Source organism: Paeniglutamicibacter terrestris (assembly GCF_012271785.1).
GTDB classification, from domain to species: domain Bacteria; phylum Actinomycetota; class Actinomycetes; order Actinomycetales; family Micrococcaceae; genus Paeniglutamicibacter; species Paeniglutamicibacter terrestris.
Window position 1 is genome coordinate 1,209,426 of record NZ_JAAWVT010000001.1, and the last position, 25,734, is coordinate 1,235,159.

24 protein-coding genes and 1 riboswitch are annotated in these 25,734 nt (G+C 61.6%); of the genes, 12 read left to right on the forward strand and 12 right to left on the reverse strand.

The genetic code is table 11. The features are described from left to right. Positions 1 to 95: 95 nt before the first annotated feature. A complete protein-coding gene (locus tag HED64_RS05370) occupies positions 96 to 542 on the reverse strand; it encodes a MarR family winged helix-turn-helix transcriptional regulator (RefSeq protein ID WP_245325632.1) in 447 nt (148 codons plus the stop codon). A gap of 90 nt (positions 543 to 632) precedes the next feature. Between HED64_RS05370 and HED64_RS05375 the strand changes: the two genes are divergently transcribed. Continuing rightward, the gene (locus HED64_RS05375) at positions 633 to 2,087 is read left to right on the forward strand and encodes an MFS transporter (protein ID WP_342590654.1); all 1,455 of its coding nucleotides are present in this window, start codon (positions 633 to 635) and stop codon (positions 2,085 to 2,087) included. A 160-nt stretch (positions 2,088 to 2,247) separates the two neighbouring features. Here HED64_RS05375 and HED64_RS05380 read toward each other — a convergent pair whose 3' ends face one another. Further along, positions 2,248 to 2,916, reverse strand: coding sequence for a response regulator (locus tag HED64_RS05380; RefSeq protein ID WP_168151000.1), 669 nt, complete (start codon positions 2,914 to 2,916; stop codon positions 2,248 to 2,250). Continuing rightward, on the reverse strand, positions 2,910 to 4,145 hold the full coding sequence (locus HED64_RS05385) for a histidine kinase (RefSeq protein WP_168151001.1): 1,236 nt from the start codon (positions 4,143 to 4,145) through the stop codon (positions 2,910 to 2,912). The genes HED64_RS05380 and HED64_RS05385 overlap by 7 nt, the downstream gene beginning before the upstream one ends. A 132-nt stretch (positions 4,146 to 4,277) precedes the next feature. Between HED64_RS05385 and HED64_RS05390 the strand changes: the two genes are divergently transcribed. Both HED64_RS05390 and HED64_RS05395 read left to right on the forward strand, forming a co-directional pair. Then, positions 4,278 to 5,345: a CPBP family intramembrane glutamic endopeptidase gene (locus tag HED64_RS05390; protein ID WP_168151002.1), complete on the forward strand. Its 1,068-nt coding sequence runs from the start codon at positions 4,278 to 4,280 to the stop codon at positions 5,343 to 5,345. 75 nt (positions 5,346 to 5,420) lie between these two features. Next, positions 5,421 to 6,068: a hypothetical protein gene (locus tag HED64_RS05395; RefSeq protein WP_168151003.1), complete on the forward strand. Its 648-nt coding sequence runs from the start codon at positions 5,421 to 5,423 to the stop codon at positions 6,066 to 6,068. Positions 6,069 to 6,078: 10 nt separating this feature from the next. Here HED64_RS05395 and HED64_RS05400 read toward each other — a convergent pair whose 3' ends face one another. Next, on the reverse strand, positions 6,079 to 6,714 hold the full coding sequence (locus HED64_RS05400; RefSeq protein ID WP_168151004.1) for a response regulator transcription factor: 636 nt from the start codon (positions 6,712 to 6,714) through the stop codon (positions 6,079 to 6,081). Next, a complete protein-coding gene (locus HED64_RS05405) occupies positions 6,714 to 7,934 on the reverse strand; it encodes a sensor histidine kinase (RefSeq protein ID WP_210149315.1) in 1,221 nt (406 codons plus the stop codon). The genes HED64_RS05400 and HED64_RS05405 overlap by 1 nt, the downstream gene beginning before the upstream one ends. Before the next feature lie 246 nt (positions 7,935 to 8,180). Between HED64_RS05405 and HED64_RS05410 the strand changes: the two genes are divergently transcribed. After that, entirely contained in the window at positions 8,181 to 9,359 is a 1,179-nt protein-coding gene (locus HED64_RS05410; RefSeq protein ID WP_168151005.1) for an ATP-binding protein, read from the forward strand. A gap of 112 nt (positions 9,360 to 9,471) precedes the next feature. On the opposite strand, the gene HED64_RS05415 is transcribed toward HED64_RS05410, so the two are convergent. The 3 genes from HED64_RS05415 to HED64_RS05425 form a co-directional block, all read right to left on the reverse strand. Beyond that, on the reverse strand, positions 9,472 to 10,884 hold the full coding sequence (locus tag HED64_RS05415; protein ID WP_168151006.1) for a phytoene desaturase family protein: 1,413 nt from the start codon (positions 10,882 to 10,884) through the stop codon (positions 9,472 to 9,474). Continuing rightward, positions 10,874 to 12,313: a glycosyltransferase family 87 protein gene (locus HED64_RS05420; protein WP_168151007.1), complete on the reverse strand. Its 1,440-nt coding sequence runs from the start codon at positions 12,311 to 12,313 to the stop codon at positions 10,874 to 10,876. The genes HED64_RS05415 and HED64_RS05420 overlap by 11 nt, the downstream gene beginning before the upstream one ends. Before the next feature lie 84 nt (positions 12,314 to 12,397). Beyond that, entirely contained in the window at positions 12,398 to 12,844 is a 447-nt protein-coding gene (locus tag HED64_RS05425; protein ID WP_168151008.1) for an SRPBCC family protein, read from the reverse strand. A 111-nt stretch (positions 12,845 to 12,955) separates the two neighbouring features. Between HED64_RS05425 and HED64_RS05430 the strand changes: the two genes are divergently transcribed. Both HED64_RS05430 and HED64_RS05435 read left to right on the forward strand, forming a co-directional pair. After that, on the forward strand, positions 12,956 to 13,099 hold the full coding sequence (locus tag HED64_RS05430) for a hypothetical protein (RefSeq protein ID WP_168151009.1): 144 nt from the start codon (positions 12,956 to 12,958) through the stop codon (positions 13,097 to 13,099). After that, positions 13,053 to 14,780, forward strand: a complete 1,728-nt coding sequence (locus HED64_RS05435) for an alkaline phosphatase D family protein (protein WP_245325633.1) — start codon at positions 13,053 to 13,055, stop codon at positions 14,778 to 14,780. Before HED64_RS05430 ends, HED64_RS05435 begins: the two co-directional genes overlap by 47 nt. An 8-nt stretch (positions 14,781 to 14,788) precedes the next feature. On the opposite strand, the gene HED64_RS05440 is transcribed toward HED64_RS05435, so the two are convergent. The 3 genes from HED64_RS05440 to HED64_RS05450 form a co-directional block, all read right to left on the reverse strand. Beyond that, complete coding sequence (locus HED64_RS05440) at positions 14,789 to 15,742, reverse strand: acyl-CoA thioesterase (RefSeq protein WP_168151010.1); 954 nt, start codon at positions 15,740 to 15,742, stop codon at positions 14,789 to 14,791. A 928-nt stretch (positions 15,743 to 16,670) separates the two neighbouring features. Next, positions 16,671 to 17,225, reverse strand: coding sequence for an NAD(P)H-dependent oxidoreductase (locus HED64_RS05445; RefSeq protein WP_210149211.1), 555 nt, complete (start codon positions 17,223 to 17,225; stop codon positions 16,671 to 16,673). Between the two features lie 156 nt (positions 17,226 to 17,381). Then, positions 17,382 to 17,978 (reverse strand): SbtR family transcriptional regulator, encoded by a 597-nt coding sequence (locus HED64_RS05450; RefSeq protein ID WP_168151011.1) that lies wholly within the window; start codon positions 17,976 to 17,978, stop codon positions 17,382 to 17,384. A gap of 527 nt (positions 17,979 to 18,505) precedes the next feature. On the opposite strand from HED64_RS05450, the gene HED64_RS05455 reads away from it, so the two are divergent. Genes HED64_RS05455 through HED64_RS05475 form a run of 5 tightly spaced genes read left to right on the forward strand, consistent with a single transcriptional unit; the run spans position 18,506 to position 24,329 of the window. Further along, the gene (locus tag HED64_RS05455) at positions 18,506 to 19,285 is read left to right on the forward strand and encodes a DeoR/GlpR family DNA-binding transcription regulator (RefSeq protein WP_132360683.1); all 780 of its coding nucleotides are present in this window, start codon (positions 18,506 to 18,508) and stop codon (positions 19,283 to 19,285) included. Beyond that, complete coding sequence (locus HED64_RS05460; RefSeq protein ID WP_168151012.1) at positions 19,282 to 20,268, forward strand: 1-phosphofructokinase family hexose kinase; 987 nt, start codon at positions 19,282 to 19,284, stop codon at positions 20,266 to 20,268. The genes HED64_RS05455 and HED64_RS05460 overlap by 4 nt, the downstream gene beginning before the upstream one ends. Next, complete coding sequence (locus tag HED64_RS05465) at positions 20,265 to 22,313, forward strand: PTS fructose transporter subunit IIABC (protein ID WP_168151013.1); 2,049 nt, start codon at positions 20,265 to 20,267, stop codon at positions 22,311 to 22,313. Before HED64_RS05460 ends, HED64_RS05465 begins: the two co-directional genes overlap by 4 nt. Next, positions 22,310 to 23,998, forward strand: coding sequence for a phosphoenolpyruvate--protein phosphotransferase (locus tag HED64_RS05470; protein ID WP_168151014.1), 1,689 nt, complete (start codon positions 22,310 to 22,312; stop codon positions 23,996 to 23,998). Before HED64_RS05465 ends, HED64_RS05470 begins: the two co-directional genes overlap by 4 nt. Before the next feature lie 55 nt (positions 23,999 to 24,053). After that, positions 24,054 to 24,329, forward strand: coding sequence for an HPr family phosphocarrier protein (locus HED64_RS05475; RefSeq protein WP_132360691.1), 276 nt, complete (start codon positions 24,054 to 24,056; stop codon positions 24,327 to 24,329). A gap of 181 nt (positions 24,330 to 24,510) precedes the next feature. Here the strand turns inward: HED64_RS05475 and HED64_RS05480 are convergent, their stop codons facing one another. Further along, entirely contained in the window at positions 24,511 to 24,828 is a 318-nt protein-coding gene (locus tag HED64_RS05480) for a DMT family transporter (protein ID WP_168151015.1), read from the reverse strand. Between the two features lie 12 nt (positions 24,829 to 24,840). After that, positions 24,841 to 24,906, reverse strand: a riboswitch (guanidine-III (ykkC-III) riboswitch). A 229-nt stretch (positions 24,907 to 25,135) separates the two neighbouring features. Between HED64_RS05480 and HED64_RS05485 the strand changes: the two genes are divergently transcribed. Further along, complete coding sequence (locus tag HED64_RS05485) at positions 25,136 to 25,687, forward strand: hypothetical protein (protein ID WP_168151016.1); 552 nt, start codon at positions 25,136 to 25,138, stop codon at positions 25,685 to 25,687. Positions 25,688 to 25,734: the final 47 nt, after the last annotated feature.

The following is a 25,734-nucleotide window of genomic DNA, read 5'->3' on the forward strand; positions in this document are numbered from 1 at the left end:
TCCAGCGGATGATCTTCACCGGCGGATTCCTCACTCTTTCGGCGTAGGGGTCATCCCCTAGGGGACGCTTTCCGTACGGCGGCATTGGCACCCAGCTAGGAAGTGGCCTTTGTGTCGCGATACTCCTCGATCGAGACATTAAACCGGTGCATCAACTCCGCGAACTTGTTGACGTCCTCATCTGGCCAGTCGGCCAGAATACGTTCAATGGCGTTCACCGAGTACTCTCGCACCTCCCGTAGCCGTGTTCTGCCCGCGTTTGTCAGGGCGAATTTGCGCGCAACGCCGCCGACCGGATCCAGCACACGCTCAAGGAAGCCGCCACGCAATCCGACGGTTGTTTGGCGCTGCAGCGTTGATGCGTCCAAGCGGAAAACGGTGCTCAGCTCGCTAATCGACATGGGGCCTTGACCATCGATGCGGCTCATCAGCAGGTAGACACTGCGGTCAAGTCCGTCACCATTTCGATGCTGGGCGACCGTATAACGGCTCAGTAGCATCTGTTCGTATTCGATGTCCGCGACGCGACGTTCCATTGGCATACTTCCCCCCCTTTAAGGATCCTACGATCGTACCCCGACGTGTACTATGAACATTCTATGCATTATGCATATTCCTTCTGAAAGGCCCTCGTGTCCCACCCCATCCCGGCCGGCGCCGCTGGCCGCCGCCCAGGTCTAGTCGTAGGTGTCCTGGCTTCCGCCGGCATCGCCTCATCGATCACCCAGACCATGGTCACACCGCTGATTCCCCAGCTCCCCACGATTTTTAACACCCCGGCATCAAACACTGCCTGGATCATCACCGCGACACTTCTGGCCGCCGCCGTGGCAGTACCGATTTCGGGCCGCCTGGGCGACCTGTTCGGCAAGCGCCGGATGATCCTCATCCTGGCGATGCCGCTGATCCTGGGCGCCATCGTGTGTGCCATCGCCCCCACGGTGGAAATCATGATCGCGGGACGGGCCATGCAGGGGCTGGGTTCGGGCATGGTGCCCCTGGCCATCGCCATGCTGCGAGATCTTGTGCCCAAGGAACGACTCTCGTCGGCGATCGCCACCGTCAGCGCAACGATGGGTGTCGGCGGTGCAATTGGCATGCCGATCGCTGCGGCAGTTGTTGACTTCTCGAACTGGCGGGCACTGTTCTTCGGCAGCGCGGTCGTCACGCTCATCGTTGTCCTGGGAATCTGGAAATTCATCCCCGCATTGCCCGCCGGCGCCTCGGGCCAGCGCTTCGACTGGTTGGGGGCCATTGGACTGACCATCGGCTTAATTTCCCTCATCCTCGCCGTCTCCAAGGGATCCTCGTGGGGTTGGGCAGCACCCATAACCCTGAGCCTGCTTGGCCTTGCTGCAGTTTCGCTGCTGTTGTGGGGCATCTGGGAGACACGCACCAAGGATCCGCTGGTTGACCTGCGCACCGCCGTGATCCCTCGCGTGCTGCTGACAAATATCGCCTCTATCTTCGTTGGCTTCGGCATGTACGCGAGCATGCTGGTCATGCCGCAGATCCTGCAGCTCCCTGCCGAGACCGGCTACGGTTTGGGACAGTCAATCCTCGCCGCCGGCCTGTGGATGGCTCCCGCGGGTCTGATGATGCTGGTGCTCTCGCCCGTGGGTGGCCGACTCACCAATTCTCGCGGCCCAAAGTTCACCCTGGTACTGGGTGTTGCGATCCTTGCGCTCGGCTACGGTGTTGGTCTGCTGGGCATGGGCAGCGCGTGGGGCCTGATGGCCACGAGCTTCGTCATCAATGGCGGAGTGGCCCTAGCTTACGGTGCCATGCCATCAATCATCATGGGTGCGGTTCCGCGCAGCGAAACGGCTGCCGCGAACGGATTTAATACCCTGATGCGTTCGCTGGGCACCACCACCGGCGCAGCTGTCGTCGGTCTGGTCCTGGCCCAGATGACCACCGACTTCGGTGGGGTTTCGGTCCCGTCAGAGGCCGGGTTCCGTGTTGCCTTGATTCTCGGTGCCGGCATCTCCGTCATCGCGGCCATTTTGGCCGCGTGCATCCCGGCCGCGGCAGCAAAGATCCCGCTCGAGATTGCTCCCCAACCAGAAGCGGCCCTCGCCAAGTAAATGACGAGGTGAGCTTCTCACCTCCCCGGCACCACCGTGAAGGTCCCGGCGCCGAGCATGCCCCCACTAAACGGTGGGGCATGCTGTTTAACGGGAAACAGCGGACGTCATCGATGCGATGTCAACCGAGCGCTCGGCTCCTATCGTCTCGTTTGGTGACTCAGTCCATTTCCGATTCAAACACGCACAGCGCCACTTGGACCCGATTGTCCATATTCAGTTTCTCCAAGACCCGTCCGACATGGGTCTTCACCGTGGCCAAGGAAATGAACAGCGTGCTGGCGATCTCCGGGTTCGAATGTCCCCGTGCCATTGCCACGGCAATCTCCCGTTCGCGCTCGGTCAGCAGTTCGAGTCGCTCCAAGGCCTCGGCGCGGCGGGAACTTGGCTGCCTAGACCCGGCAACGTTGATCAACTGTTTGGTTACCGATTCCGACAACATGGTTTTCCCGGCAGCCACTTGCCCTACCGCGGACATCAGATCGAGGGGTGGGGTGTCCTTCAGCAGAAAACCGCTGACCCCGAGCTTGAGAGCGGAGAGCACCATGTCATCGGTGTTAAAGGTGGTGAGAATCAGGATCTTTTGTTCCACGTTCTGGCGCAAGATTTCCGCGCTGGATTCCAGTCCATCCATGATGGGCATGCGAATATCCATCAACACCAGATCCGGGGCCAGCGAGGCAACCATCCGCACCGCTTCGCGGCCATCGGCACATTCGCCGACCACCGTAATGTTCGGATCCGATTCAAGAATCATGCGCAATCCCACGCGCACGAGGTTCTCATCGTCAACCAGCACGATCCGAATCGACTCATTTGGGTTCACCACGGCAACCACACCTTCACCACAAACTCGTCGTCATTTTTCATATCAATCAGTACATCGCCACCGGCCAACCGCGCCCTTTCGGTCACACCGGTGAGACCCAGCCCGGCGGCAGGGGCACCGGAGGGCGGGCGTTGCCCACGAAGACCCGCGGGAAGCCGATTAGAGACCCGCAGCAGGAGCTGGTCGTCAGCGCCCCCGGCAATTTCCAGGGTCACCGGCTCTCCGGGGGCATGGCGCCGTGCATTGGTGAGCGTTTCCTGGATGATGCGATAGAGATGCCGGCCGGTGGATTGGGTGAGGCTTGGGAGCCGGTCGCTCGTCGCCTGCGACATCACCACCTCAACTTCGGTTCCCACCGCGCGGCTTTCGGCAATGACTTGGTTCAGTTCCCCCAGAGTGGGTTGCGGCCTAGCCAGTTCATTAGCAAAGAGCGTTCCCGGATCCCGTAACGTGCCCAGCACCTCGCGCAGTTCACCCAGAGCCAGGCGCGAATTTTCCCTGATGATCCCCGCCGTGGCACGCGTCTGTTCAGGCGATAAATCTTGGCGAATTTCCAATGCCCCCGAATGCAGGGCAACAAGCGAGAGTCGATGGGCCAGCACATCATGCATTTCTCGAGCAATGCGAGTTCGTTCATCGGCCTTTGCGGCATGGATCTGCGCCTGCCGTTCACGCTGGGCACTGCGCGTCTGTTCAAGTAGTGAGTCCGCCAGTTGCCGCTTGCCGCCGATATACATGCCGATCAGCATCGTCGGGCCCACCAGCACGATGCCCACGATTAATGTCTGCCACCAGGTGATCACCTCATCGGGCATCGGTAGCACAACACCCAACAACGCCTCGGAGGCGAATATGCCCAGCAAAAAGAGGGTTCCGATGCCCAGTATTTCCCACATCCGGCGCCTGGTAGCCAGGGACACCATGGCCAAACCCGCAAAGGGCATGGCCAGCGTTGACGGAATGGAAAGCAGCACCAGACTAGCTGCCATCACAACGGGGAAACGATGACGCAGGGGGTACAACACCAAGGCAACGATCCCACCGAGGATATCGAGGAAAATCAGTGACCCCACGGCCTGAACATCAACCGCCGAATCGGGTGAATATTCGCTATAGGTGAGCGCATAGGCGATTTGCCCCATGATCAGACCCAACCCGATGCGCCAGAACTGCGCCAGGAACCGCCGCAGCTTGCTGCGCGCTCGTCCCTGCCGATGCTCGGTAGTCATACCTGCAACGATACCGGCGGCAAAGCGGCAGCGGCATCGGCCGATAGGACCACCCGAGGGCGCCACCGGGGAGAGAAAAGATCCTCCGAAATGTCGAGGCACGTCGGGGCCTCGGTGATACAGAATGGGGTCATGAACACGATCCCGTCCCTCCCGCCACCGGGAGCGAACCCGCCACCGAGCCTGCCTCCCGCCTATTGGGTTCCGGCCCCGGTGGCTCAGCTTCCACCGGCGAAGCCCCTGCCTTTCCACCGCATGGCACGCACCTACTCCGCCTATCGCTGGTTCAAACCCCTGCTGGTTGGACTCATCGCCCTGGGTCTTTATATCGGGATGATGATCATCGCGAGCATCGGTTTCTTTGTTGTCATCTTGAGTGACCCGGCGCTCGAGGCCCTGCTGGACTCGGCGATGAGCTCCCCCGAAGACCTGGATATGAGCGAACCGAGCATCTTCGTTTTCGCCATGATCTCCATCATTTTGATGCTGCCGGCCATCCTGTGGGCAACACGGATGATGAACGTCCAAAAGGTTGGATCACTCAGCTCCGTCACGGGAAGAATCCGCTGGGGCTGGCTGGGCTGGTGCGCGACTGTGGCGCTCGGAGTCTTGGGATTGAGCTTCGGATTATCCTTCTTGGTGGATTCCATCGCCGGTTATGAGGTGGCTCCCAGCGGTGGTGCCCCCAATCTGTGGCTCATGGTGGGACTGACGCTTTTGCTGGTGCCATTCCAGGCGGCGGCCGAGGAATATGTATTCCGCGGCTATCTGATGCAATTGATCGGAGGCTGGTTACGGCATCCCGCCTTCGCCATCTTGCTCCCCATTCCGTTTTTTGTGCTGGGTCACGACTACGACATCTATGGACAGTTGGATGTTGGAATGTTCGCCCTGGCCGCGGGTTGGCTCACCTGGCGCACCGGCGGTCTGGAAGCGGCAATTGCCCTGCACGTGGTCAATAACGTTCTGCTGTTCTTGATGGGCGCGGTCGGACTGATCGACGTGAATGACTCCGCGGGCAGCCTGGGAAGCCTGATCTTCTCGACGGTGACCACCGGCGTATTTGTGCTGCTGGTTCTGTGGCTGGCCAATCGGCGCCACATCCAACGATTCAGCACGCCGCGCCCGCCGACACCGGTACTCACGGCGCCCGATTCCTGGGTTCAGCCCGGCGGCTGGACCCCACCGTCGGCGCACTGAGTCGGGTTCCTCAACTCCGTACGCAGGTATCTGTACCTCAAGTACACAACAGAAACAGTAGGTAGAAGGATGATCGTGAAGTCAGATGCCTGGCGCGCCGCAGGACTCGGAGGATTAACCCTAGTCGGCTCGCTGACCGCGCTACTGCTAACCGGTTGCGTCCCGCTTGATGAGCCAACCCCCAGCCCCGCCACCTCGGAGACGACATCAACTCCCACCCCAGCAGCAGAACCGACGAGTTGGGACGACTGCGGTGAACCCACGATCAGCCATGCAGAGCCCGCGGAAAAGGGCTGGCGCATCATCGGCGCCATGGAGCTGAAGATCCAGGACGGCTCGCGGTCCACGACGGAGTACTTCACACGGAGCCTAGCCCCATCCATCGTGTGGGAGGGTTCGGGGCAACCGTCGGATCGCTTCACCGAGCAGATCTCCGAGGTGATCGAGCATCCCACCACCGGGGTCATCTTCGGGAATGAATCCGTGGCAGATATGTTCCAAGGCGTCAAGGTCCCTGGGACCACACTGGGCTACCAAGCGGTTGAAGAAATTTCGGTGCCGATCACACTATCGTGCGGCGATCATGTGGCCTTCGGAACGGTTAACACTTGGATGAACAACGAGACCGGAATCATCGATTGTTCCCTGCCGGCCGAGGGAGAACCAGAACTGCCCAGCAATATGGCCCGGAAGCAATGGTGCCCGGACACGGGCTCTAACTGAGCACTCGTTTCTAACGAATGAGTCTCAGACTGCGAGCCCTGTCGATGGCTGCCGTACGATTCTCCACGCCCAGCTTGTTATAGATGTGGATCAGGTGGGTCTTGACCGTGGACTGGGAGATGAACAGGTCGGCGGCGATTTCCTTGTTGCTGTGTCCGCGGGCCAGTAGCTGCAGCAGCTGAAGTTCGCGCGGGCTCAGATCGGTGGAGTTGGCACGCGCGTCGGGGGTGAAGCGCGCGGCGATGTCGGCGGAGAGCACTTGCGCCCCGGCGGCAGCGGCCTCGACCGCCGCGAGCACATCGGGCAGCGGGGCATCCTTGAGCAGATAGCCCGCGGCGCCGGCATCCAGTGCCGCCCTGATGTCGGCATCCGAGTCGTAGGTGGTCAGGATCAGCACCGGAGGTCCGTTTATGGCCCGGATGCGTGCGGTGGCGGTGGCTCCGTCCATGCCATCCATCTGCAGATCCATGAGCACCACATCCACGCGCTCACCCAGGGTTTTTAACCGCTCGAGTTGGGCCAGTGCCGCGGCACCATCGGCGGCCTCGGCCAGCACCTGCAGCCCGCCCTGTTCGGTGAGCACCGCGCGCAGGCCGGCACGCACCACCGGATGGTCATCAACAAGCATGATCTTCAGGGTAGGCATCAGGAGTCGCTTTCTGCGGTGTTTAGCGGAATACGAACGGCCAATACCGTTCCCTCCCCGGGTGCGGATTCGATCTCCAGGGTGCCACCGAGCAGCCCGAGGCGCTCGCGTAGCCCGGCCAGACCGTAGCCGGTGCCATCGCTGCGTGGTTTGGCCGGAATGTCGCCGGGACTCATGCCCTTCCCGTCATCAAACACATCAAGTGTCACGGCATCCGAAAGGTATCCCAGGCTCAGCACTGCACGTGTGGCATGCGCATGGGCGCCAATGTTGGCCAGCCCGGATTGGGCGGCACGAATGAGCGCCGCGGAGACCTGCGGGGGCAGGGCGATTGCCGTGCCGTCTTGGCGGAAGCTGACAAGAAATCCGTGGCCAGCCGCGGTGGCGCTTCGTTCGGTGCTGGCACAGAGTCGGCGCAGCTTGCCGGCCAGCGACTGAGTGCCGGAAGCTGAGGACAAATCGGCCACGAAGTCTCGCGCCTCGGCAAGGTTTTCCGCGGCCGTGGCACCGATGGTTTCGAGTCGATCGGCGGCTGCGGTGGTATCCCCCGCGGCCAGAGCCGCGGCGGCGGAGCGGGAGACCAAGACGATGCTGGAGAGTCCCTGGGCCAGGGTGTCGTGAATTTCGCGGGAGAGCCGGGTGCGTTCGGCCAAAGTCCCGGCGCGGTGTTGTTCCTCGGCGAGCGCCGCACGGGTGGTTCGCAACTCGTCCAGGGCCCGGCGTTGGTTGACCCCCTCGGCATACAGCGCCTGGTAGGCCATGCCCATGATGACCGCGAAGATCGCGCCGAGCATCGGACCCAGGATCTGCGGCAGCGCAAGGGCTCCCGAGTGGTACCAACCGGCGGCGATGACCGCAAAGGTCAGCAGCGAGACGGCAACCAGCGCGTGGCGCTGGCCCAAAATATGCAGGTGGAGGAAGAACAGCGGGAACGCCAACCAGGAGAAGTCGGCGTGCAGGTAGAGCAGCACGAGCCAGAGCAATACGACCCCGGCCAGCCACCACGTGGCCCAGGGCGCGGTACTGGGTGCCCGACCTGCGGCATGGCGTTTTTCCGCGATGGTTCCGGCCAGATATAGCGTCGCCAGCAGAAAGGCGAGGGTGATGGCGGCGACGCGGCGCTGCGTTGTCGTTTCCGAGATCAATACGCGCACGAGTCCGACGGCGAGTAGCGCGGCAAATCCGACGTGGAGGCCCACCCGTAAAACGCGCAGCACCATCTCACCGGCCGAGGCAGCCGGTTCTTCCACGGGACTCGCTCCGGCTCCGCGGCGTGGTGGGTTGGCAGGAACGCTCATGTCTCCCAGCGTAGCGCCGTGCCCCGTGACCCGGCTCCACCGAATGGTTGAGTCCACGCGTCTCCCCTACCAAGACTCAGGAGCGCATACGAACAAGCATATATCGGTATATATCAGCGTGTAGGTATGTATAGAAATTTTCATACACTTATCTATATACTCCTAGACATGGAACCTGCCCTCAACCCTTACAGCCCCGGATCTGGTCTTCAACCCCCGTTTCTTGCTGGAAGGGAAGGCGAAATCGAAGCTTTTGACCTGCTGCTTGCCCGGACGAAACTGCAATACCAAGGGCGAGGAATGATACTCGGCGGTCTCCGCGGCGTGGGAAAAACTGTACTTCTGAACAAGCTGCGCGGCATGGCACGGCATCATGAATGGCTCGAGGTGAAGCTCGAAGCCCGGCCCGGCGCCGCTGGTTCCATCGACAATCGCAAAACGCTTGCACGGGAACTGCAAGTTGCTGCTAGGCGATTCACCACATCTTCGTACGCCGGGGAAAAGTTCAAGCAGATGCTGCGCACCCTAACCTCGTTTAGTCTCAGCCTGGGCGCCCAAGGCATCTCACTCGGAGTGGAAGCCGATCTCACGCGTGCTGGTACTGGACAAATCGAAATCGATTTACGGGATCTAACAGAGGATTTGGCGAGGGCGATGCGTACTCTACGCAGAGGTTTCGTCATCTTTATCGACGAAATGCAAGACCTCGACAATGAGCTGCTGTCAGCTTTGGTTACTGCGCAGCATCATGCTGGTCAGGAGGAACTGCCCTTTTATGTAGTTGGAGCCGGGCTCCCCAATCTCCCTTCACGGTTAGCAGAGGCACGAAGCTATGCGGAGCGTCTCTTCGACTATCGGGTCATCGGGACGCTTGAAGCGAAGGAAGCAATCGACTCATTCCAAATTCCGGCAGGAAGAGCTGGGCAGGAGTACTCCCCTGAGGCACTTGAAGTTCTCCTCAATGTCTCTGGCCGGTACCCCTATTTCATCCAGGAATTCGGAAGTGCAATGTGGGAAGCGGCCCAAGAATCTCCATTCACTGACGTCGACGCTGAAATTGCATCAAAAATTGGGCTTCAACGGCTCGATTCCGGCTTTTTCCCATCCCGTTGGGACCGAGCGACACCGAGGGAACGCCAGTACCTGACCGCCATGGCACAAGATGGCGAAGACGGTTCTTCCAGCTCATCCGTCGCAACGAGACTTGGCACAGCCGTCCAAAACCTAGGCCCAACTCGTGCGCAACTAATTGGAAAGGGGCTCATCTTTTCACCAGACCATGGACGTGTCGCCTTCACCGTACCGGGCATGAGCGCCTACATCGAGCGCCAACACTTTGCAGACTAGGGTCACCGACTCCATTCAAGGTCCCAAACCCTAGTGGAAGCTAGCGGCCTATAGGGGCCTATGTGGCCGTATAAGAAAATTCCTATACTTTGCTTGGTTGAACGTCTCGCGTTTACAAGGAAATTCCGAACTCGTGGCGCAGGGCGCTTTGTGCGGCCAAATAGCCACACATGCCGTGGACCGCTGGTCCCGGCGGGGTGGAACTGGAGGCGAGATAGATGCCCTTGGCCGGGGTCCGCCACGGATCGGGCGAGAGTACGGGGCGTGCCAGCATGCCCCGTAGGTCGGTCGCCCCACCGGAAATGTCACCACCCACCAAGTTGGGGTTCTGCACCGCTAATCCGGGAGCAGTAGTGGTTTGAACATGCTCGATGGTGTTGATGAAGCCGGGAGCCACGGCTTCCAGCTGTCGATTCATGGTCTCACTCATATCCCCGGGGTATCCGTTGGGCACGTGGGTATAGGCCCACAGCACGTGTTTGCCCGCAGGCGCTCGGGAGGAATCAAAGCCGCTGGGCTGCGAGACGATGGCGTAGGGGCCCGCGGAGACGCGGGTGCGGATCCGGCGTTCATCGCGTCCGATCTGCCCCGCGGTGCCTCCGAGGTGGATGGTGCCAGCATGAGCCAAATCGGAATTGCGCCATGGGACCGGGGCGTTGAGCACGTAGTGGACCAGGCACGAGCCCGGTCCTCTACGGGTGCGAGTGAGGATCTCCAAGTACTTCTGCGGCAGCGCGCTGCCTGCGATCTTGGCCAACGCCTCGGGTGAGGAATCAAAGATGACGGTCTTTTCCGGGATCTCGGCTCGATCGGTGACCTCGGTGTTTAGTTCGATGTTTCCACCGGCCTCAACAAACATCGCAGCCAATGCGTCGGAGATGACTTGGGATCCGCCCAGCGGAATCGGCCAACCCCCGGCATGCGCGGATGCTGCCAGGAAGAGCCCAGCGCCCGAGGCACTCGGGCCCCTGCCGCCACCAGCGGCGTGGGCGGAACATCCAGCGATCATCGCCGCGGCCAGTTCCCCGGTGCCCAGCCCCGGAACCATCAGTTGGGCCGCACGCAGCCCGAAAACAGCAAGCGCTTCAAGCTCTCGCGGTCGGCGTAGCAATGGATGCAGCAATAGCTCAGCGGTCTCTTCCATCCGCTTGACCACCGGCTCCAGCAGCCTGCGGTAGCCTGGCCCGTCGTGGCCTAATCCTTGGACGGTCCGCTCCAAATCCCGCCATCCGATCCCCACCTGGCCCGCGGGCATCGCGTGAGCAAAGGAGATCTTCGGGAGAACAAATTTCACGCGTTCGGCCAACCCGATCTCGGCAAAAAACGGGGAGAGCAACGCCATGGGGTGCACCGCCGAGCCCAAGTCGTGGATCGCTCCTGCGTAGCCGAGTTCTTGGGTGCGGGCCGCGCCGCCGATCGTGCTATTGCGTTCCAGCAGCCTGACCGAGAGTCCCGCCCGGGCCATGGTTAGGGCCGCAGCCAACCCGTTGGGTCCGGCGCCCACCACCGCCACGTCATAGGCCACGGGTGCTCCGTAGGACAAAGCTGTCCCGGGCGCCGGCGAAGGCGCCGGCCTGCGGATCTACCTGTCCGGATCGGCGCACGGGGTCGAGCCTGGGGTCAAACATCGAGGCACAGATCCTGTACATGAGCCACCCGGTGGCGATCATGTGCCCCAGCACGGCAAGTACGTAGAAGGACGTCGGGAACGCGTTTGAGGCCTGAATGTCGGCGGTGGTGGCATAGAGGTACATCCAGATCGCCCAGAAGTGCAATACCTCAAAAAGCTGCCAGATCAGGAAGTCTTTCCACTTCGGCCAGGCGAGAGCGGCCAATGGGATCAGCCACACCACAAATTGTGGGGAGTAGACCTTGTTGAACATGATGAAGGACGCGACGATCAGGAATACCAGTTGACTCAGTCGCGGTGCCACCGGGGCTCGTAAGCCCAGGAAAGCGATGCCGGCGCAGCAGGCCACAAAGAGTCCCATGGCCAGCACGTTGATCACTCCGGCATCCAGCGTATTCATCCCCGGAACTTCGGCGGCGGTGACGTTGTAAATATGCCAGAAGGAGGAGAGGCCAGCGCCGCGGTCCTCTGTGAAGGTGAAGAAGTGTTTCCACGCGTCGAAGTTCGCCACTGCCATGGGCGCATTGACCGCCACCCAGGACAGGGCCGCCCCGGCTAAAGACACCCACAGGGGCCGGTAGCGCCCGGAGCGGATGGCCAGGACGATCACCGCTCCGAAGAAGAGCAATGGGAAGACCTTCATGGCCGCGCCCAACCCAATGAGCACTCCTGCGAGGAACGTGAGTTGGCGGGACCAGGCCAGCATCGCCAGGGTCAGGAACGCAACGGCCCACATATCCCAGTTGATGGTGGAGGCGAGTATCAGTCCGGGTGCCAGAGCCACCATGGCGGCATCCCATGGGCGACGGCCCGCTGCACGTGCCGTGGCGATGACCACCACCATCCACAGGGCAGCAACAATCAACAGGTTCACATCGAAGAAGGCCAAGGCCCTGTCGAATTCCCCCTGTGGGATCAGTGCTGCGGTGGCCGATGCCACCACGGACATCAGGACCGGGTATTCGAATTGGGCGCCGTCAGCGAAGGGCGCAAACGCATTCTCCGCGAACCCACGGGCATGGAATAACGCCGTCCAGTCCGAATAACAGGCCCATTGATAGGAGTTGGTACCGCCCCAACCGTTAAGCCGGCACGCATTTTTTGCCAGTACCGCAAGTAGCACGCCGATGATCGTGAAAATGATCAGCACGCGTTCGATGGTGAAGAACCCCGGGGTGGTCATCCCCGGTTTTGCATGCTTCCCTAGGGGGCCGCCGATGACCTCCGTGAACCGTTTCAGGAAGGCATCGCTGCGGCTGGGCACAGAAATGCGCATCGGGGCGGTTCCCCGTTTCGGCGGGCCGGGGGCGGTTGAGCGGGTCATGGTTTTCAGCCTAGTAGGTCGATCGGCCAATGCCCCGTCTCCGGCCCCGCGGCGCGCGTTCCCCCATTCCCGCGCGGCGCGGCGCTACCGTCCGTCGTCGGGGAAAAGTGCGGCTAGCCGCTCGAGAGTTCGTTCCATGTTCGGCCCGGTGGTCCGGGTGAAGCCCAGGAGCCGAATCATCCATTTGTGCCGCAACCGACTGGCATCCCAGGTTTCGCTAACGGTTGTCCCGGAGTCATGGGCTTCTAGTTCGTAGCGCCAGCGGTGCCCGCTGAAGTGCCGCCACGCAATCACCCGGTCCTGCTCGTATTCGACCACGGTATTGCTGATCCGGTAGGGCACGCCCAGGCGCATCTGCATGCCGAACTCGCTGCCTAAGACGAGCCGTTGCACCTGCCCTGTAGTTGCCCGAACCGTTCCGGATCCATCGATAACCGGATGCATCGCCGGATTCGCGAGCACGTCGAAGATCTCATGCGGGGTGGCGGCGATCAATCGCTGGCGGGTTTGGAGATATGCGGAGGGACTCATGAGCCCATCCTATGCATCTGCCGCGCCTCGTGTCCCACCACGCGGCGACCGCGAAGATTGAGGTTCTGGTGCATGAGTTGGCGCTTGTCGTCGCCGATCAAGGGCTAGGACATGGGCCAGCCACCCGAGGTCCACCGACTATGGGTCTATACCGATCGATTCCGTTGTGCCATTCTGGTGTTCACCGGCGCTACCGGAGGGAATGCTGATGAGCAGTGGATTTACACCGACCGGCTCGCCGCCGGTGATCGCTAGTGGCCTGCTGCTTGGGCCGATGCTTCGCTATGTTGACAACACCAGCGCCAGCATCTGGGTGGAAACTGCCGCGTCCTGCACCGTCGAAATTCGTTCCGGTACGGAGGCTTGGCAGGCGGCGACCTTTGTGGCGCACGGCCACCACTACGCCCTGGTCGAGGTCTGGGGCCTGGAGGCGGGCAGCTTGCGTTCCTACACGGTGCACCTCGACGGCGACCTTGTCTGGCCCATCGAGGACGGATTCCCCGGATCGATGATCTCCACCCTGGATCCGGCCAAGGAACCACGGCTGGCCTTCGGATCCTGCCGCACGAGTGTTTCCCATGACGAATCCGGTAATCGCACCCACGGGATCGACGCGATGCGCGCCTATGCCCTGTCCATGGCCGCACCGGGACATGGCCGCTGGCCCGATCTGATGCTGTTCCTCGGGGATCAGGTTTATGCGGACTCCACCAGCGACGAAATGCAGGAATTTATCCGCAGACGGCGCAACATCAAGGAAGCGCCAGGGCCCGAGCTGAAGGATTTCGAGGAATACGCCCACCTGTATCGCCTAGCGTGGTCGGACCCTGCCAATCGCTGGCTGCTCTCAACCCTGCCCAGTGCCATGATCTTTGATGACCACGACATCCGCGACGACTGGAATTCCTCGCTGAGCTGGAAACAAAAGATGCAGAAGACCGGTTGGTGGCACGAGCGTATTGTTTCCGGTCTCGGCTCGTACTGGATCTATCAGCACCTGGGAAACCTTTCGCCCACTCAACGGGCGGCAGATCCGCTGTGGCAGCGCATCGTGAACCACACGGGTCTCGGCGAGTTCGATCTTTCGGCGGACCTCGACGAGTTTGCGGAGCGCGTGGATGCCGTGCCGGAAAGCTACAGCTGGAGTTATTCTCGGGATTGGGATGAGGTGCGCCTGATCGTGGTGGATTCCAGGGCGGCGCGCAAGCTCGAACCCGAACGGCGCGCCCTGCTTGATCCTGTGGAACGTGCCTGGCTAGATGGGCAGATGCGTGGCGGATTCCGCCACCTACTCATTGGCACCTCGCTGCCATTCCTGCTGCCGATGGGCCTGCACCACGTGGAATCCTGGGACGAAGCCATCTCTGACCCCAACCGTGGGCGGCTGCGGGCGTGGTTGGGCGAGCGGTTGCGCCGACGTTTTGATCTTGAACATTGGGCCGCGTTCCAGCGCAGCTTCCAGGAGGTCGCCAGATTCGCCACCGAGGTTGCCGACGGCAAACGCGGACCCGCCCCGCAGACCGTCACGTTTCTCTCGGGGGACGTGCACTTCTCCTACATCTCCGAGGTCGATCGTGAGGGCGGCAGCCGGATCCGGCAGGCCGTTTGTTCCCCGATCCGCAATCCACTGCCACCCTTCCTGCGCTACTTTGCCGCGGCCCTAGCCTTCGGGCCAGCGGTCCCTTTCGGTGCGTGGATGGCGTCTTTGGCGCACGTGCCGAACCCACCGTTTGCCTGGAAACTCATCAAGGGGCCCTGGTTCGACAACAACTTGGCCATCCTAGAGGCCAGCGCAGACGGGCTGGCCCTGTGCTGGCTCGCAGGCGTGGCTCGGGATAACAACCCTGCGCACCCCGGGCTGAAAACCGTTGCCACCGCATCCCTGGGCACCCGCCGGGACGACGCGCTCCGGCAGGACCCGTCAGCGGAGAGGTAGCAGCTGCCTCAGTACACGCGCGCCGTGACAAACCCCAACGGGGCCAGCTCGGCGCGCCGGCAAATCAGGTCCACGGCGTGAGCATCCAGGCGCTTGTCCTCCTCGTTGACGGGCACCAGCTGCCGCACCTCGGAAGCTCGCCCGGACTCGTCGCGGGTAACAAAGATGGTCATGCATTGCGTCGTATCGCGCCATTGGGTTTCGCGCGGATCCCGCGCTCGCACATGCACGGCGATATGCATCGAATGCGGGCCGGTGTGGATCAATCTGGCCTCGAGTTCAACAATGTCGCCAATGTGGATGGGGTTCATGAAGTGGATGCCACCGGAGTAGACGGCCACCGCATCTTTGCCGGACCAGCCCATGGCGCAGGCCCGAGCGACCTCGTCGATCCAACGCATGACGATCCCACCGTGCGCGTTCCCGCCCCAGTTCACATCGCTCGGCGAGGCCAAGAAGCGGAATTTCTCTCGCGGCGCGGTGCCAGCATCCGTGTATTCCTGGGCCCGCATGGCGTCGCGGATTTCAGCACGCACGGCCACACGATCAGCGGCCCCTTGGGCCAGCTGGGCACCTTCGGCGTCGAGGGGCACCCACTGCTGGACGGTCTTGGCCCGACGATTTTCGTCCATCGCCACGAAGACCAGAATGCAGTCCATGGCGGGCCTAAAGACTCGTTCACGCACGTCAGCAGCGTCGACGGTGACAACAACCTGCATGCTACTGCGCCCGGTGTGCACAATCCGTGCCGTGACCTCGATCAGGTCGCCATTTTCGATGGGCCGAGTGAAGTGGACGTTTCCGACGTAAGCGGTGACGCAATAGCCCCCGGAATAACCGACGGCGCAGGCGTAGCCGGCCTTGTCGATCCATTCGAGAACACGTCCAGCTTGCACCGTGACCCCGTCTTCGGAAACATCAGTAGGGGCGGCAAGGAAACGCAGCGTGATCACGTCATTCATGGCTACATACTAGCTACGAGGCGTGTTTTGACGTTGTTTCATTGCTGGACGGCTACTCGAAGATGATCCATTCGAGGCGAGGCTTCGTCCGCTCCACCAAAACTGGTTCGAATCTTTCAGGGGACCCAGAGCATTCGACGCACTTGCTACGGCGCCTCCAGCGCTAGGACCACAGCTGGCACGGGCCGGACGAAACTGTTAACAATGGCGACTTCTTTGTGATTTCTCTTGCGACGTTTTCTAGGTCTAAATCGGACAGAAGTTTATTTTGCCTTTTACGAAAGCTGGAAACTCAATTGACAATACGATCAAGAAATTTGCCCTTGATGGATCAGGTTCCTGATCGGAAAAGTGTCGTCGAACCTCACCGATATTACGTTGTATTAGTTGAACTACGGAATCACCATTACCGATTCATTACGCATTGTCACACGCCCTACATTAGACCGAACATAAATGGCCAATAAGACAGTCGTAACTATATTTCTCGACTCCGAAAATGCTGGTCATATAATCTGGCCTATCCAAGCAAATTGCCTTCCTCGTCCTGCAGCAAAGTTAAACTTATTGAACATAATATGGCCGGTAAAATTCAATAATTGGTAAATATTATTACTTGCGTAATGATCGAAACTGAGAATGTGCTCGACTCGAGGCCGAAAACGCGCAGCGATACGGTGAGCGCTATTTGAGCCACAAAAGGGCTCCAAAAAAACAAGCAACTACCTTACGGTCAAACCGATCGTGACGAGTCGCAAAAACGAACGTTGATCGACACGATCTTGGTTAACAAGATGCTGCGCCCGTAAAAAAGGGGGTTCGCTTAGTTCGGGGCTTAGAAAAGCGTGTGGCCGGCACCCTTTCGGATGCCGGCCACACAATAACTCACAGACCGACTGGGGTCAGCGAGAAAACCTTCGACTAAAAATTAGTTGCTTTCGGCTACCGCACGAATGCCCTGAAGCACCTCGGCGACCTGGGAGGCAACCTCAGCGTCATCCTTCGGGTGGAGCTCGGCGAAGCGGACCACGGAGTTGGGGATGGAGAGCTTAACGTCCTCGAGAACGTTGGCGCCGGCGATGGTCAGTGCCTTGCGGGCTTCATCCTGAGCCCAGACGCCACCGTACTGACCAAATGCGGTTCCGATGACCACCGATGGAAGATCCTTCAGGGCGCCAGCGCCGAACGGGCGAGACAGCCAGTCAATGGCATTCTTCAGCACGGCAGGCATGGTGCCGTTGTATTCCGGGGAAATGAGCAGCAAGGCATCCGCTTCCGCAGCAGCAGCGCGCAGTTCAACGGCAGCGGCCGGAACCTGGCCTTCAACGTCCTGATCTTCATTGTAGAAGGGGAGGTTCTCCAGTCCGGAGTAGACGTTAACGTCAACGCCGTCAGGTGCGTTTAATGCGGTGGCTTCGGCGAGCTGGCGGTTCGTCGAACCGTTGCGCAGAGATCCGACGAGGGTGAGGACGGTGGTTGCCATGATGAAATCTCCCATTGTTGAGGGGCCGCGGTGGCTACTCGTTGCGGTCACCGCGGAAAGTTTGACGTATCAATCAAAGTGAACGAGGCAATGTCGCAGTCAATTCCCGGACCCAACGTGATATGCGGCACTATTGACCATCACGTGGGCACACACTCAGGCAGCCGGCCGTATCCCCTCAATCAATAGCTGCAGTGCGCGATGGCTCAGCTCTGCTCGGTCCGGAGCGTCAACGGGCACTGCGGAGTGGACCATGGCCATCATGAGCAGCAGGTCAGTATGCCGGAAATCATCACGGACCACGCCCGCTGCGAGTGCTCGCTCGACCAGCAATTCCAATTGCCCGGTGAGCTTTATTTCCATTTCACTCAGCGCGGCGAGCAGTTCCTCTGGCGTGGACCCACGGGCCCATCCGGCACTGCCGACGTAACCACCCAGGATTAGCTCTCGCATTCCTCGGTCTGCGGCCAACTGAGCTGAGGTCACGCGGAGAAAATACTCAATTCCTTCCCAGGGATGGGTATAGCTATTCGCGGCGACAGCAAAATCCACCCTGTCGACCATGGGCCGACGGTAGACGTCCAAAATCAAGACATCCTTGTCACGGTACCGGCGGTAGAGCGTCGCAACTCCAACACCGGCGATCTTGGCGATCTCCGATAGTGGCACTCCGAGGCCCTTGATCGAGAACAGCTCATGCGCGCAGCCGCGCAGAATCTCATCCCGATCCATCGCCAGTGCTTCTTCAGGCACATTCGCGCTCATATCCATCTGGGCAGCGCGGCGGCCCGATGATGCTGGATTAGTTGCGGTCTTTGCTAACAAGGAACTGATGAGTCCACCACTTTTCATACACAGGGGTCTTGGCGAGTATAACGCGACCGGCAACGAGGAGGAACTAGAATTCTGCTGCGTATCCTCGGGGAGGAATACCTATTCCTTTCGGTGCTGTACCCGCGTCGTGAGCCGCTCGTCACGACATCGAGTGCCTCCCAATACCTCCCTGCCTGCTAGTTATCCGACCATGCGGCACCTTGGCCCTCAAGCCCGGGATATCCCAAAGAGCGCCGACGATCGCCGATCCCAAAGATAGAGAGACGAGCTCCCGCAGGAGACGGCCCCTTGCTCTTTATGCGGAAGGTTGGGAGTGCGTCGAGGTCGCCAATCTGTGTTTTTCTGTTTTTATGTGGTTTTGTGTTGACATTGCCTTAGGAATGCCCCTAAAGTCGTACGAACACAGATCGCCGTGACTCGCATCACCTTACCCGGAGGCCCACACAGTGTTTGCCGAAGAACGCCACCGTCTCATCACCGAGCAACTCGCCGCGCAGGGCAAGGTCGGAGTCGCCGATCTGTCCGAGCGCTTTGGCATCACACGTGAAACCGTTCGTCGCGACCTCGCCCAGCTCGAGCAGCAGGGCGTCTTGCGTCGAGTACACGGTGGAGCCGTTGTGGCCTCAAAAACCAGTACCGCCGAACAAAGCCACACGGCCCGCACTACCCAGAACCACGAAGCCAAGCAGCGCATCGCCACCAAGGCGCTCGAGCTCCTCCCCCAGGGTGCAACATCGATCGTGCTTGACGCCGGAACCACCACCGAACTTTTTGCTGGCCTACTGGCCGACGAACTGGCTTCCCAACGGGCCGCCGAACTTCTGGTGATCACCCACGCGCTGCCCATCGCCCTGCGGATCTCCCCCACGATGCAGCTTGAATTGATTGGTGGGCGGGTTCGCGGACTGACCAGCGCCGCCACCGGCAACCACACACTTGCCCAGCTGGACGGATTACGCCCAGACATTGCCTTTGTCGGCGCCAACGGCTTGGACGCCACCTTCGGTCTCAGCACCCCCGACTCCCTCGAAGCTGCAGTCAAAACGGCCATCGTCGGTTGCGCCCGACGCGTTGTACTGCTGGCAGATTCCAGCAAGTTAGGTGAAACCGCGTTGGTTCGCTTCGCCACGCTGGCCGATATCGACACCTTAGTTACCGACGCAGCACCCGACGCCGATCTGGCAGCAGCCCTTGAGGCTGCCGACGTTGAGGTGGTGTTGGCATGATCGTCACCCTCACCATGAACCCGAGCATGGACCGGACCATCGAGCTGAGCCACCCGCTACAGCGCGGTGGCGTCCAACGAGCCCAGTCACTGACCTCGCAGGCGGCCGGCAAGGGCGTCAACGTGGCACGGGCGCTGGCCTCCGCTGGCGTCCCGACGCTTGCGGTGTTACCCGGAGATCCACATGATCCGGTGATCGTTGGACTCATTGACTGCGAACTGCCGCACGTGGCACTGCCGATCGGTCAGGCCCTGCGCACCAATCTGACCCTAGCCGAGGTCGACGGCACCACCACCAAGATCAACGCCCCGGGCCCGCTGCTGGATAACAACCACCAACGCGCCCTGATCGATCAGGTACTGCTGGCCGCCGATGGGGCCAACTGGTTGATCATGGCCGGATCCCTGCCCCCAGGTGTGCCCGATAGCTTCTACGCCACGCTCGTGGCCGAGGTCCGGCGCACTCTGGGATCACGGGCACCACGCATCGCCGTAGACACCTCCGGCGCACCACTGATCGCCCTCTTTGCCGCAGGGCCCGAATGCGCACCGGATTTGATTAAGCCCAATGCCGAGGAACTCGCCGAGCTCACCGGGCAAGGCACCGAAGAAACCCTCGAGGCCGACCCCCAGCTAGTTGTGGAGGCAGCCGGACGGCTCATCAGCCACGGCACTGCTGCCGTGCTGGCAACACTCGGCTCCAAGGGGGCCGTGCTGGTGACCGCATCGGGAAGTTGGCACGCTCGCCACCCACCGGTCACCGCGCGTAGCACCGTCGGTGCGGGAGATTCGGCCTTGGCCGGATACCTCTTGGCCGACGCGCAAGGCTTGGCACCCGCCGAGTGTCTACGCCAGGCGGTCGCCCATGGATCCGCAGCCGTCTCCTTGCCCGGATCCACGATCCCCGCCCCCGAACACACCAACCCGCGCGCCGTAACCGTCGCCGCGCTCTCCGCTCCGCTCACCACCGAAGGAAAGCCATGACCTCTCTCATCACCGAAGAGCTCGTCCTGCTCGATGCGAACCTTGGAGGAACCAGCACCGAGGTCATTGCCAAGCTCGCTGAACGCGTGGTTGCTCAAGGCCGCGCCACCGACGTCGTCGCCCTGCAGGGCGATGCGGTCGCCCGGGAATCCAAGACCGCCACCGGCGTTCCCGGCGGAATTGCCATTCCCCACTGCCGCTCCACTGCCGTCACCGTCCCAACCCTGGCCATGGCCCGGCTGAATCCGGCCGTCGACTTTGGTGCCAAGGACGGCGCAGCCGACCTGATCTTCTTCATCGCCGCCCCCGATGGTGCCGACAAGGAACACCTGAAGCTGCTTTCCAAACTGGCCCGCTCGCTGGTCAAGAAGGACTTCACGGCCGCACTGCGTGCCGCGCAGAACCCGGCAGAGATCGTGGCGCTGGTTGAGGCCGCGATCACTCCGGCTCCCGCGGCCGAAGCATCCGCACCGGCCACCGCGGCTCCCAGCGCACCGGCCCCCGCGGGCCAGCGCCGCCTGGTCGCCGTGACCGCCTGCCCCACCGGCATCGCGCACACCTACATGGCCGCCGATTCCCTCGTGGCAGCAGCCGCCGAGGTAGGCGTAGACCTGCAGGTCGAGACCCAGGGATCCTCCGGGGCCACCCCGCTTGACCCCGCCGTCATTGCCGCCGCCGATGCGGTCATTTTTGCGGTTGACGTTGATGTGCGCGACAAGTCCCGCTTTGCCGGCAAGCCGCTGATCCAGTCTCCGGTCAAGCGTGGCATCGATGAGCCGGCCGTGATGATCGCCGAGGCTTTGGCCGCGGCCGAAGATCCGAACGCTCGCCGAGTCCCGGCAGCTAGCGGATCATCCGATGCGGCTTCCTCCTCATCGAGTGGTGGACGCGAAAGCGTCGGAGCGGCGCTGAAGCGCGCACTGCTCACCGGCGTCAGCTACATGATCCCGTTTGTTGCCGGCGGTGGTCTACTGATCGCGCTGGGCTTCCTGCTCGGCGGATACGCCATCACCACCGTGGCCGATGACATCTTGGCGGCAAATACCCTCTTCAACCTGCCCGGCGCGGACATGGTGACAACCCTTGATGCCAAGTTCGGACCGCTGGGCGTGTACCTCGGCGCCGTCGTCTTCAAGATCGGCGCGCTCTCGATGAGCTTCCTGGTCCCGGCGCTGGCCGGTTACATTGCCTACGCCTTTGCCGACCGTCCGGGTCTGGCACCCGGCTTTACCGCCGGTGCGGTGGCTGGCTTCATGGGCGCTGGATTCCTCGGTGGCATCGTCGGCGGTTTGATCGCCGGACTTGCTGCCCGCTGGATCGGTTCCTGGTCCGTTCCGCGTTGGATGCGCGGTCTGATGCCGGTGGTCATCACCCCACTGTTGGGTTCCATCATTGCCTCGGGTCTGATGTTCCTGCTGCTCGGTGGACCCATCGCGTCGTTGACCACGGGTTTGAACAGCTGGCTGTCGGGAATGTCCGGTGCTGCTGCAGCCCTGCTTGGTCTGATCCTTGGCCTGATGATGGCCTTCGATTTGGGTGGTCCGGTTAACAAGGTGGCCTACTCCTTCGCCGTTGCTGGTCTGGGTGCGGGCGCAGCAGCCAACCAGGCACCGTGGCAGATCATGGCAGCCGTCATGGCTGCGGGCATGGTTCCACCGCTGGCTCTGGCCCTAGCCACCTCGCTTGATCGTCGCCTCTTCTCCGCCGCCGAACGCGAAAATGGCAAGGCAGCTTGGCTGCTGGGAGCCGCCTTCATCTCCGAAGGTGCCATCCCGTTCGCCGCTGCCGACCCGCTGCGCGTGATTCCCGCCAGCATGCTCGGTGCCGGTGTTACCGGAACCATGATCATGAGCTTGGGCGTCACCTCTCAGGCGCCGCACGGCGGGATCTTCGTCTTCTTCGCCATCGGTAACCTCGCCATGTTCGTGGTCTCCATTATCGTGGGCACCATCATCAGCGCCCTCGCCGTTATCGCCCTGAAGCGATACGCCCGCAAGACTCCGATCGCAGCAGCAGATCTAGCTCAGGAGAAGGTGGCAGCATGAGCGAGTCTTTCGCCGGAGTCGGGGTCAGCGCCGGACGGGTCATTGGCCCGGTCCGTCGGATGCCCGATCCGATCATCGCCCCCGCCGACGGCGCTCCACTGCCCGCCGGAGTCAGCATCGAAGAAGAATCGGCACGACTGGCCCAGGCCACCGCGGCGGTCGCCGCGGGACTAAAGGAACGCTCCGCCGCCGCCACCGGTGACGCAGCAGCGGTCCTGAAGGCCACGGCACTGATGGCCTCGGATCGAACCTTGCTGAAGTCGGCCACCAAGCTGGTGGCCTCCGGAACCAACGCGGAATCAGCCATCTGGGAGGCGGCGGAAGCCGTCGCCATGCAGCTTACCGGCCTGGGCGGTTACATGGCCGAACGCGCCACCGACGTCCTTGATGTCCGCTCCCGGATTGTCGCGCAACTACGCGGCGTCCCGGCACCGGGTATCCCGGACAGCGACGAGCCATTTGTGCTCTGCGCCGTTGACCTAGCACCGGCGGACACCGCAACCCTCGATCCGGCACGCGTGCTGGCCCTGGTCACCAGTGACGGCGGACCGCAGTCGCACACCGCGATCATCGCGCGTTCGCTCGGTCTGCCAGCGATCGTCGCGGCCAGCGGAACCACGGTGCTTAGCGACGGAGACATCCTCTTTGTGGATGGCATCGATGGCACCGTGGTGCGCGCACCGGGTGCCGAGGAAGAAGCGCTGGCGCAGGCCTACGCTTCCCGTGTTGCCCTGCCGGAGTTCAGCGGCAGCGGCGCGCTGAAGGATGGATATGCGGTGCCCCTGCTGGCTAATGTCGGTTCTGGCTCCGATGCGCAGGCAGCAGCCGCAGCCGGAGCCCAGGGTGTTGGCCTGTTGCGCACCGAGTTCTGCTTCCTGGGCCGGGATACCGAGCCCTCTCATGAGGAGCAGGTCAGCGCGTATAAGGCAGTGTTTGATGCGTTTGGCGGCTCCAAGGTCGTCGTTCGCACCTTAGACGCTGGTGCGGACAAACCGCTGCCCTTCCTCACCGATGATTCGGAACCTAACCCGGCCTTGGGTGTGCGCGGGTACCGCACCGACGGCTCTGTCCCGGGTGTTTTGGACCGGCAGCTGAAGGCCATCGCCCAGGCCGCGAATGGTTCGGATGCCGATGTCTGGACCATGGCCCCCATGATCTCCACCCCGGCGGAGGCTGCGGCATTCGCGGCCATGTGCAAGGATGCCGGGCTCAAGACGCCCGGGGTCATGGTTGAGGTTCCCTCCGCAGCACTGCTGGCACGGCAGGTTTGCGCGGAGGTGGACTTCGCGTCCATTGGCACCAACGACCTCACCCAGTACACGATGGCAGCAGACCGTCAGCTCGGTGCATTGGCCGCGCTGAACGATCCGTGGCAGCCGGCGGTGCTTCACCTGATCAAGGCGACCTGCGACGGAGGTGCGGCCGTTGAAAGTGGACCGCGCCCTGTCGGAGTATGCGGCGAGGCCGCGGCCGACCCGGCACTGGCTGTTGTCCTCGTCGGGCTCGGGGTGGCTACGCTGTCCATGAACCGCCGCGCTCTTCCCGCTGTTGCGGCCATTCTCAAGACCGTTGATCTTCCCGGAGCCCAACGCATCGCACAGCTGGCTCTGAACGCGGCTTCGGCCGATGACGCCAGGAATGCCGTGCGCAACGAGCTTCCCGAGCTTGATATCTTCGGACTCTAATCTTTCTCAAGTCCGCATTAACCCATAACGAACACCAGAATCAAGGAGAATTACCATGGCAGAACGTATCGCCACCATCGCCAGCCGCGTCGGCCTGCACGCCCGTCCGGCAGCCATCTTCGCCGAGGCCGCAGGCGACCAGCCGCTCGAGGTCACCATCGCCCTGGAAGGCGAGCCGATCGAGGACGCGTTGGATGCTTCGAGCATCCTTTCGCTCATGGGTTTGGGTGCCGAATACGGCACCAAGGTAGTACTCCGTGCCGAGGGTGAGGGCGCTGAAGCCATCCTCGAATCCTTGGCTGGCGTGTTGGAAACCGACCACGACGCCTAGTCACCAACGCCAGCGGCCCGGCAGAAACCATGATGGTTTTCTGCCGGGCCGCTGCTTTTAACCCGAAAATCTTGGCAGTCAGACGTCGTCGGTTCTCACCAGAGAGCGTTGAAGTCGGGGCCGCTTCCGCGCTGAGATCGCGGAGAATCACGATCGAGCGAATTCTCGATCCACCAGACAGTTAGGCGTGCAGGGACTTCAAGCCCACGACGCCACCAACGATCATCAGCAGGAAAATCACTTTCAGGATCGAGATGGATTCCATGCCGGTGGCCATCGCGTAGATCACCGTCAGAGTCGCGCCGATCCCCACCCACACGGCGTAAGCGGTACCGACGGGCAGATCGCGCATCGCATAGGCCAAACCGGCCATACTCAACAGCAGTCCCACCCCAAAAACAATGGTGGGCGCTACTTTAGTGAATCCCTCGGATTTGCCCAGCGCCGTAGCCCAGACAGCCTCAAGAACGCCGGAAAGAATAAGAATGAACCAGGACATGACAAGACTCCTCGCGGGCCGTCTTGTCGCACACCGGGTACGGCACCCATCGTCCGGAATCCCCTGTCGGGATGATTCCACGATGTCACACGCCACGGATCGGAGGCAAGCATCTCTGCTGGTCAGATCGGTCACCAAAGACACGGACCCTCCGCCACCGGCCCAGACGCAGGGGGCTTATCAAACCAGTCTTGTCGAAAATGATTCTCACTACACAAATGTCGGCGCTTCTATGTAGTCTCATCTCATTCAATGGTTGCCTTTTCAACTAAAAGGTTGCTGGCTTCACTCGCGAAGGAAATGTTCCATGTCAGAATCCAATAACACGCCGACAGTGCACCGCCTTATCGGTGCCCTCAACCACGGTTCGGGATCATCGAATCGTGCGATGGCCCAACTATCCGGACGACCGAAAAGCCAAAAACACTTTGACCCACACGCCTACCGCGCGGTCGTCTGGCTCCTCGTCGCCATCGCCGCAGTCACCGTATGGTTTGCGGCTCCCACTGGCGGTGAAGCGTCCGACTGGTCAGGTGACATGACCGTCGCTGAATTCAGTAAGACTGCCAACGATAAATCCACCGAAGGAGCTCCACAGCAACAAGTGGTGAACGGTTGGTTCGTCGCGGATACGATTCCTATCCTTTCTGAACAGGTTTCTGCCCTGCACACCTCCTTGAACTCAGGACGAATTCCGGGGTTGATGCTGGTCTTCGGACTGGGCTACTGTGCAGATGTGGTCGGTCGGTCGCTTGCCTCTGCAAGTCAGCGCCAACGATTCAAAGGCTCATCTGTGGCCACCGGTAGGGAGCCCGCGGAAGGCTCGTCCGCCGTCTCTGATGGCACCGCCACGCAGTAGTCGCTGATACAGACATGGCCGCGGTGGGGCGTCCGGCTTCTGCCATT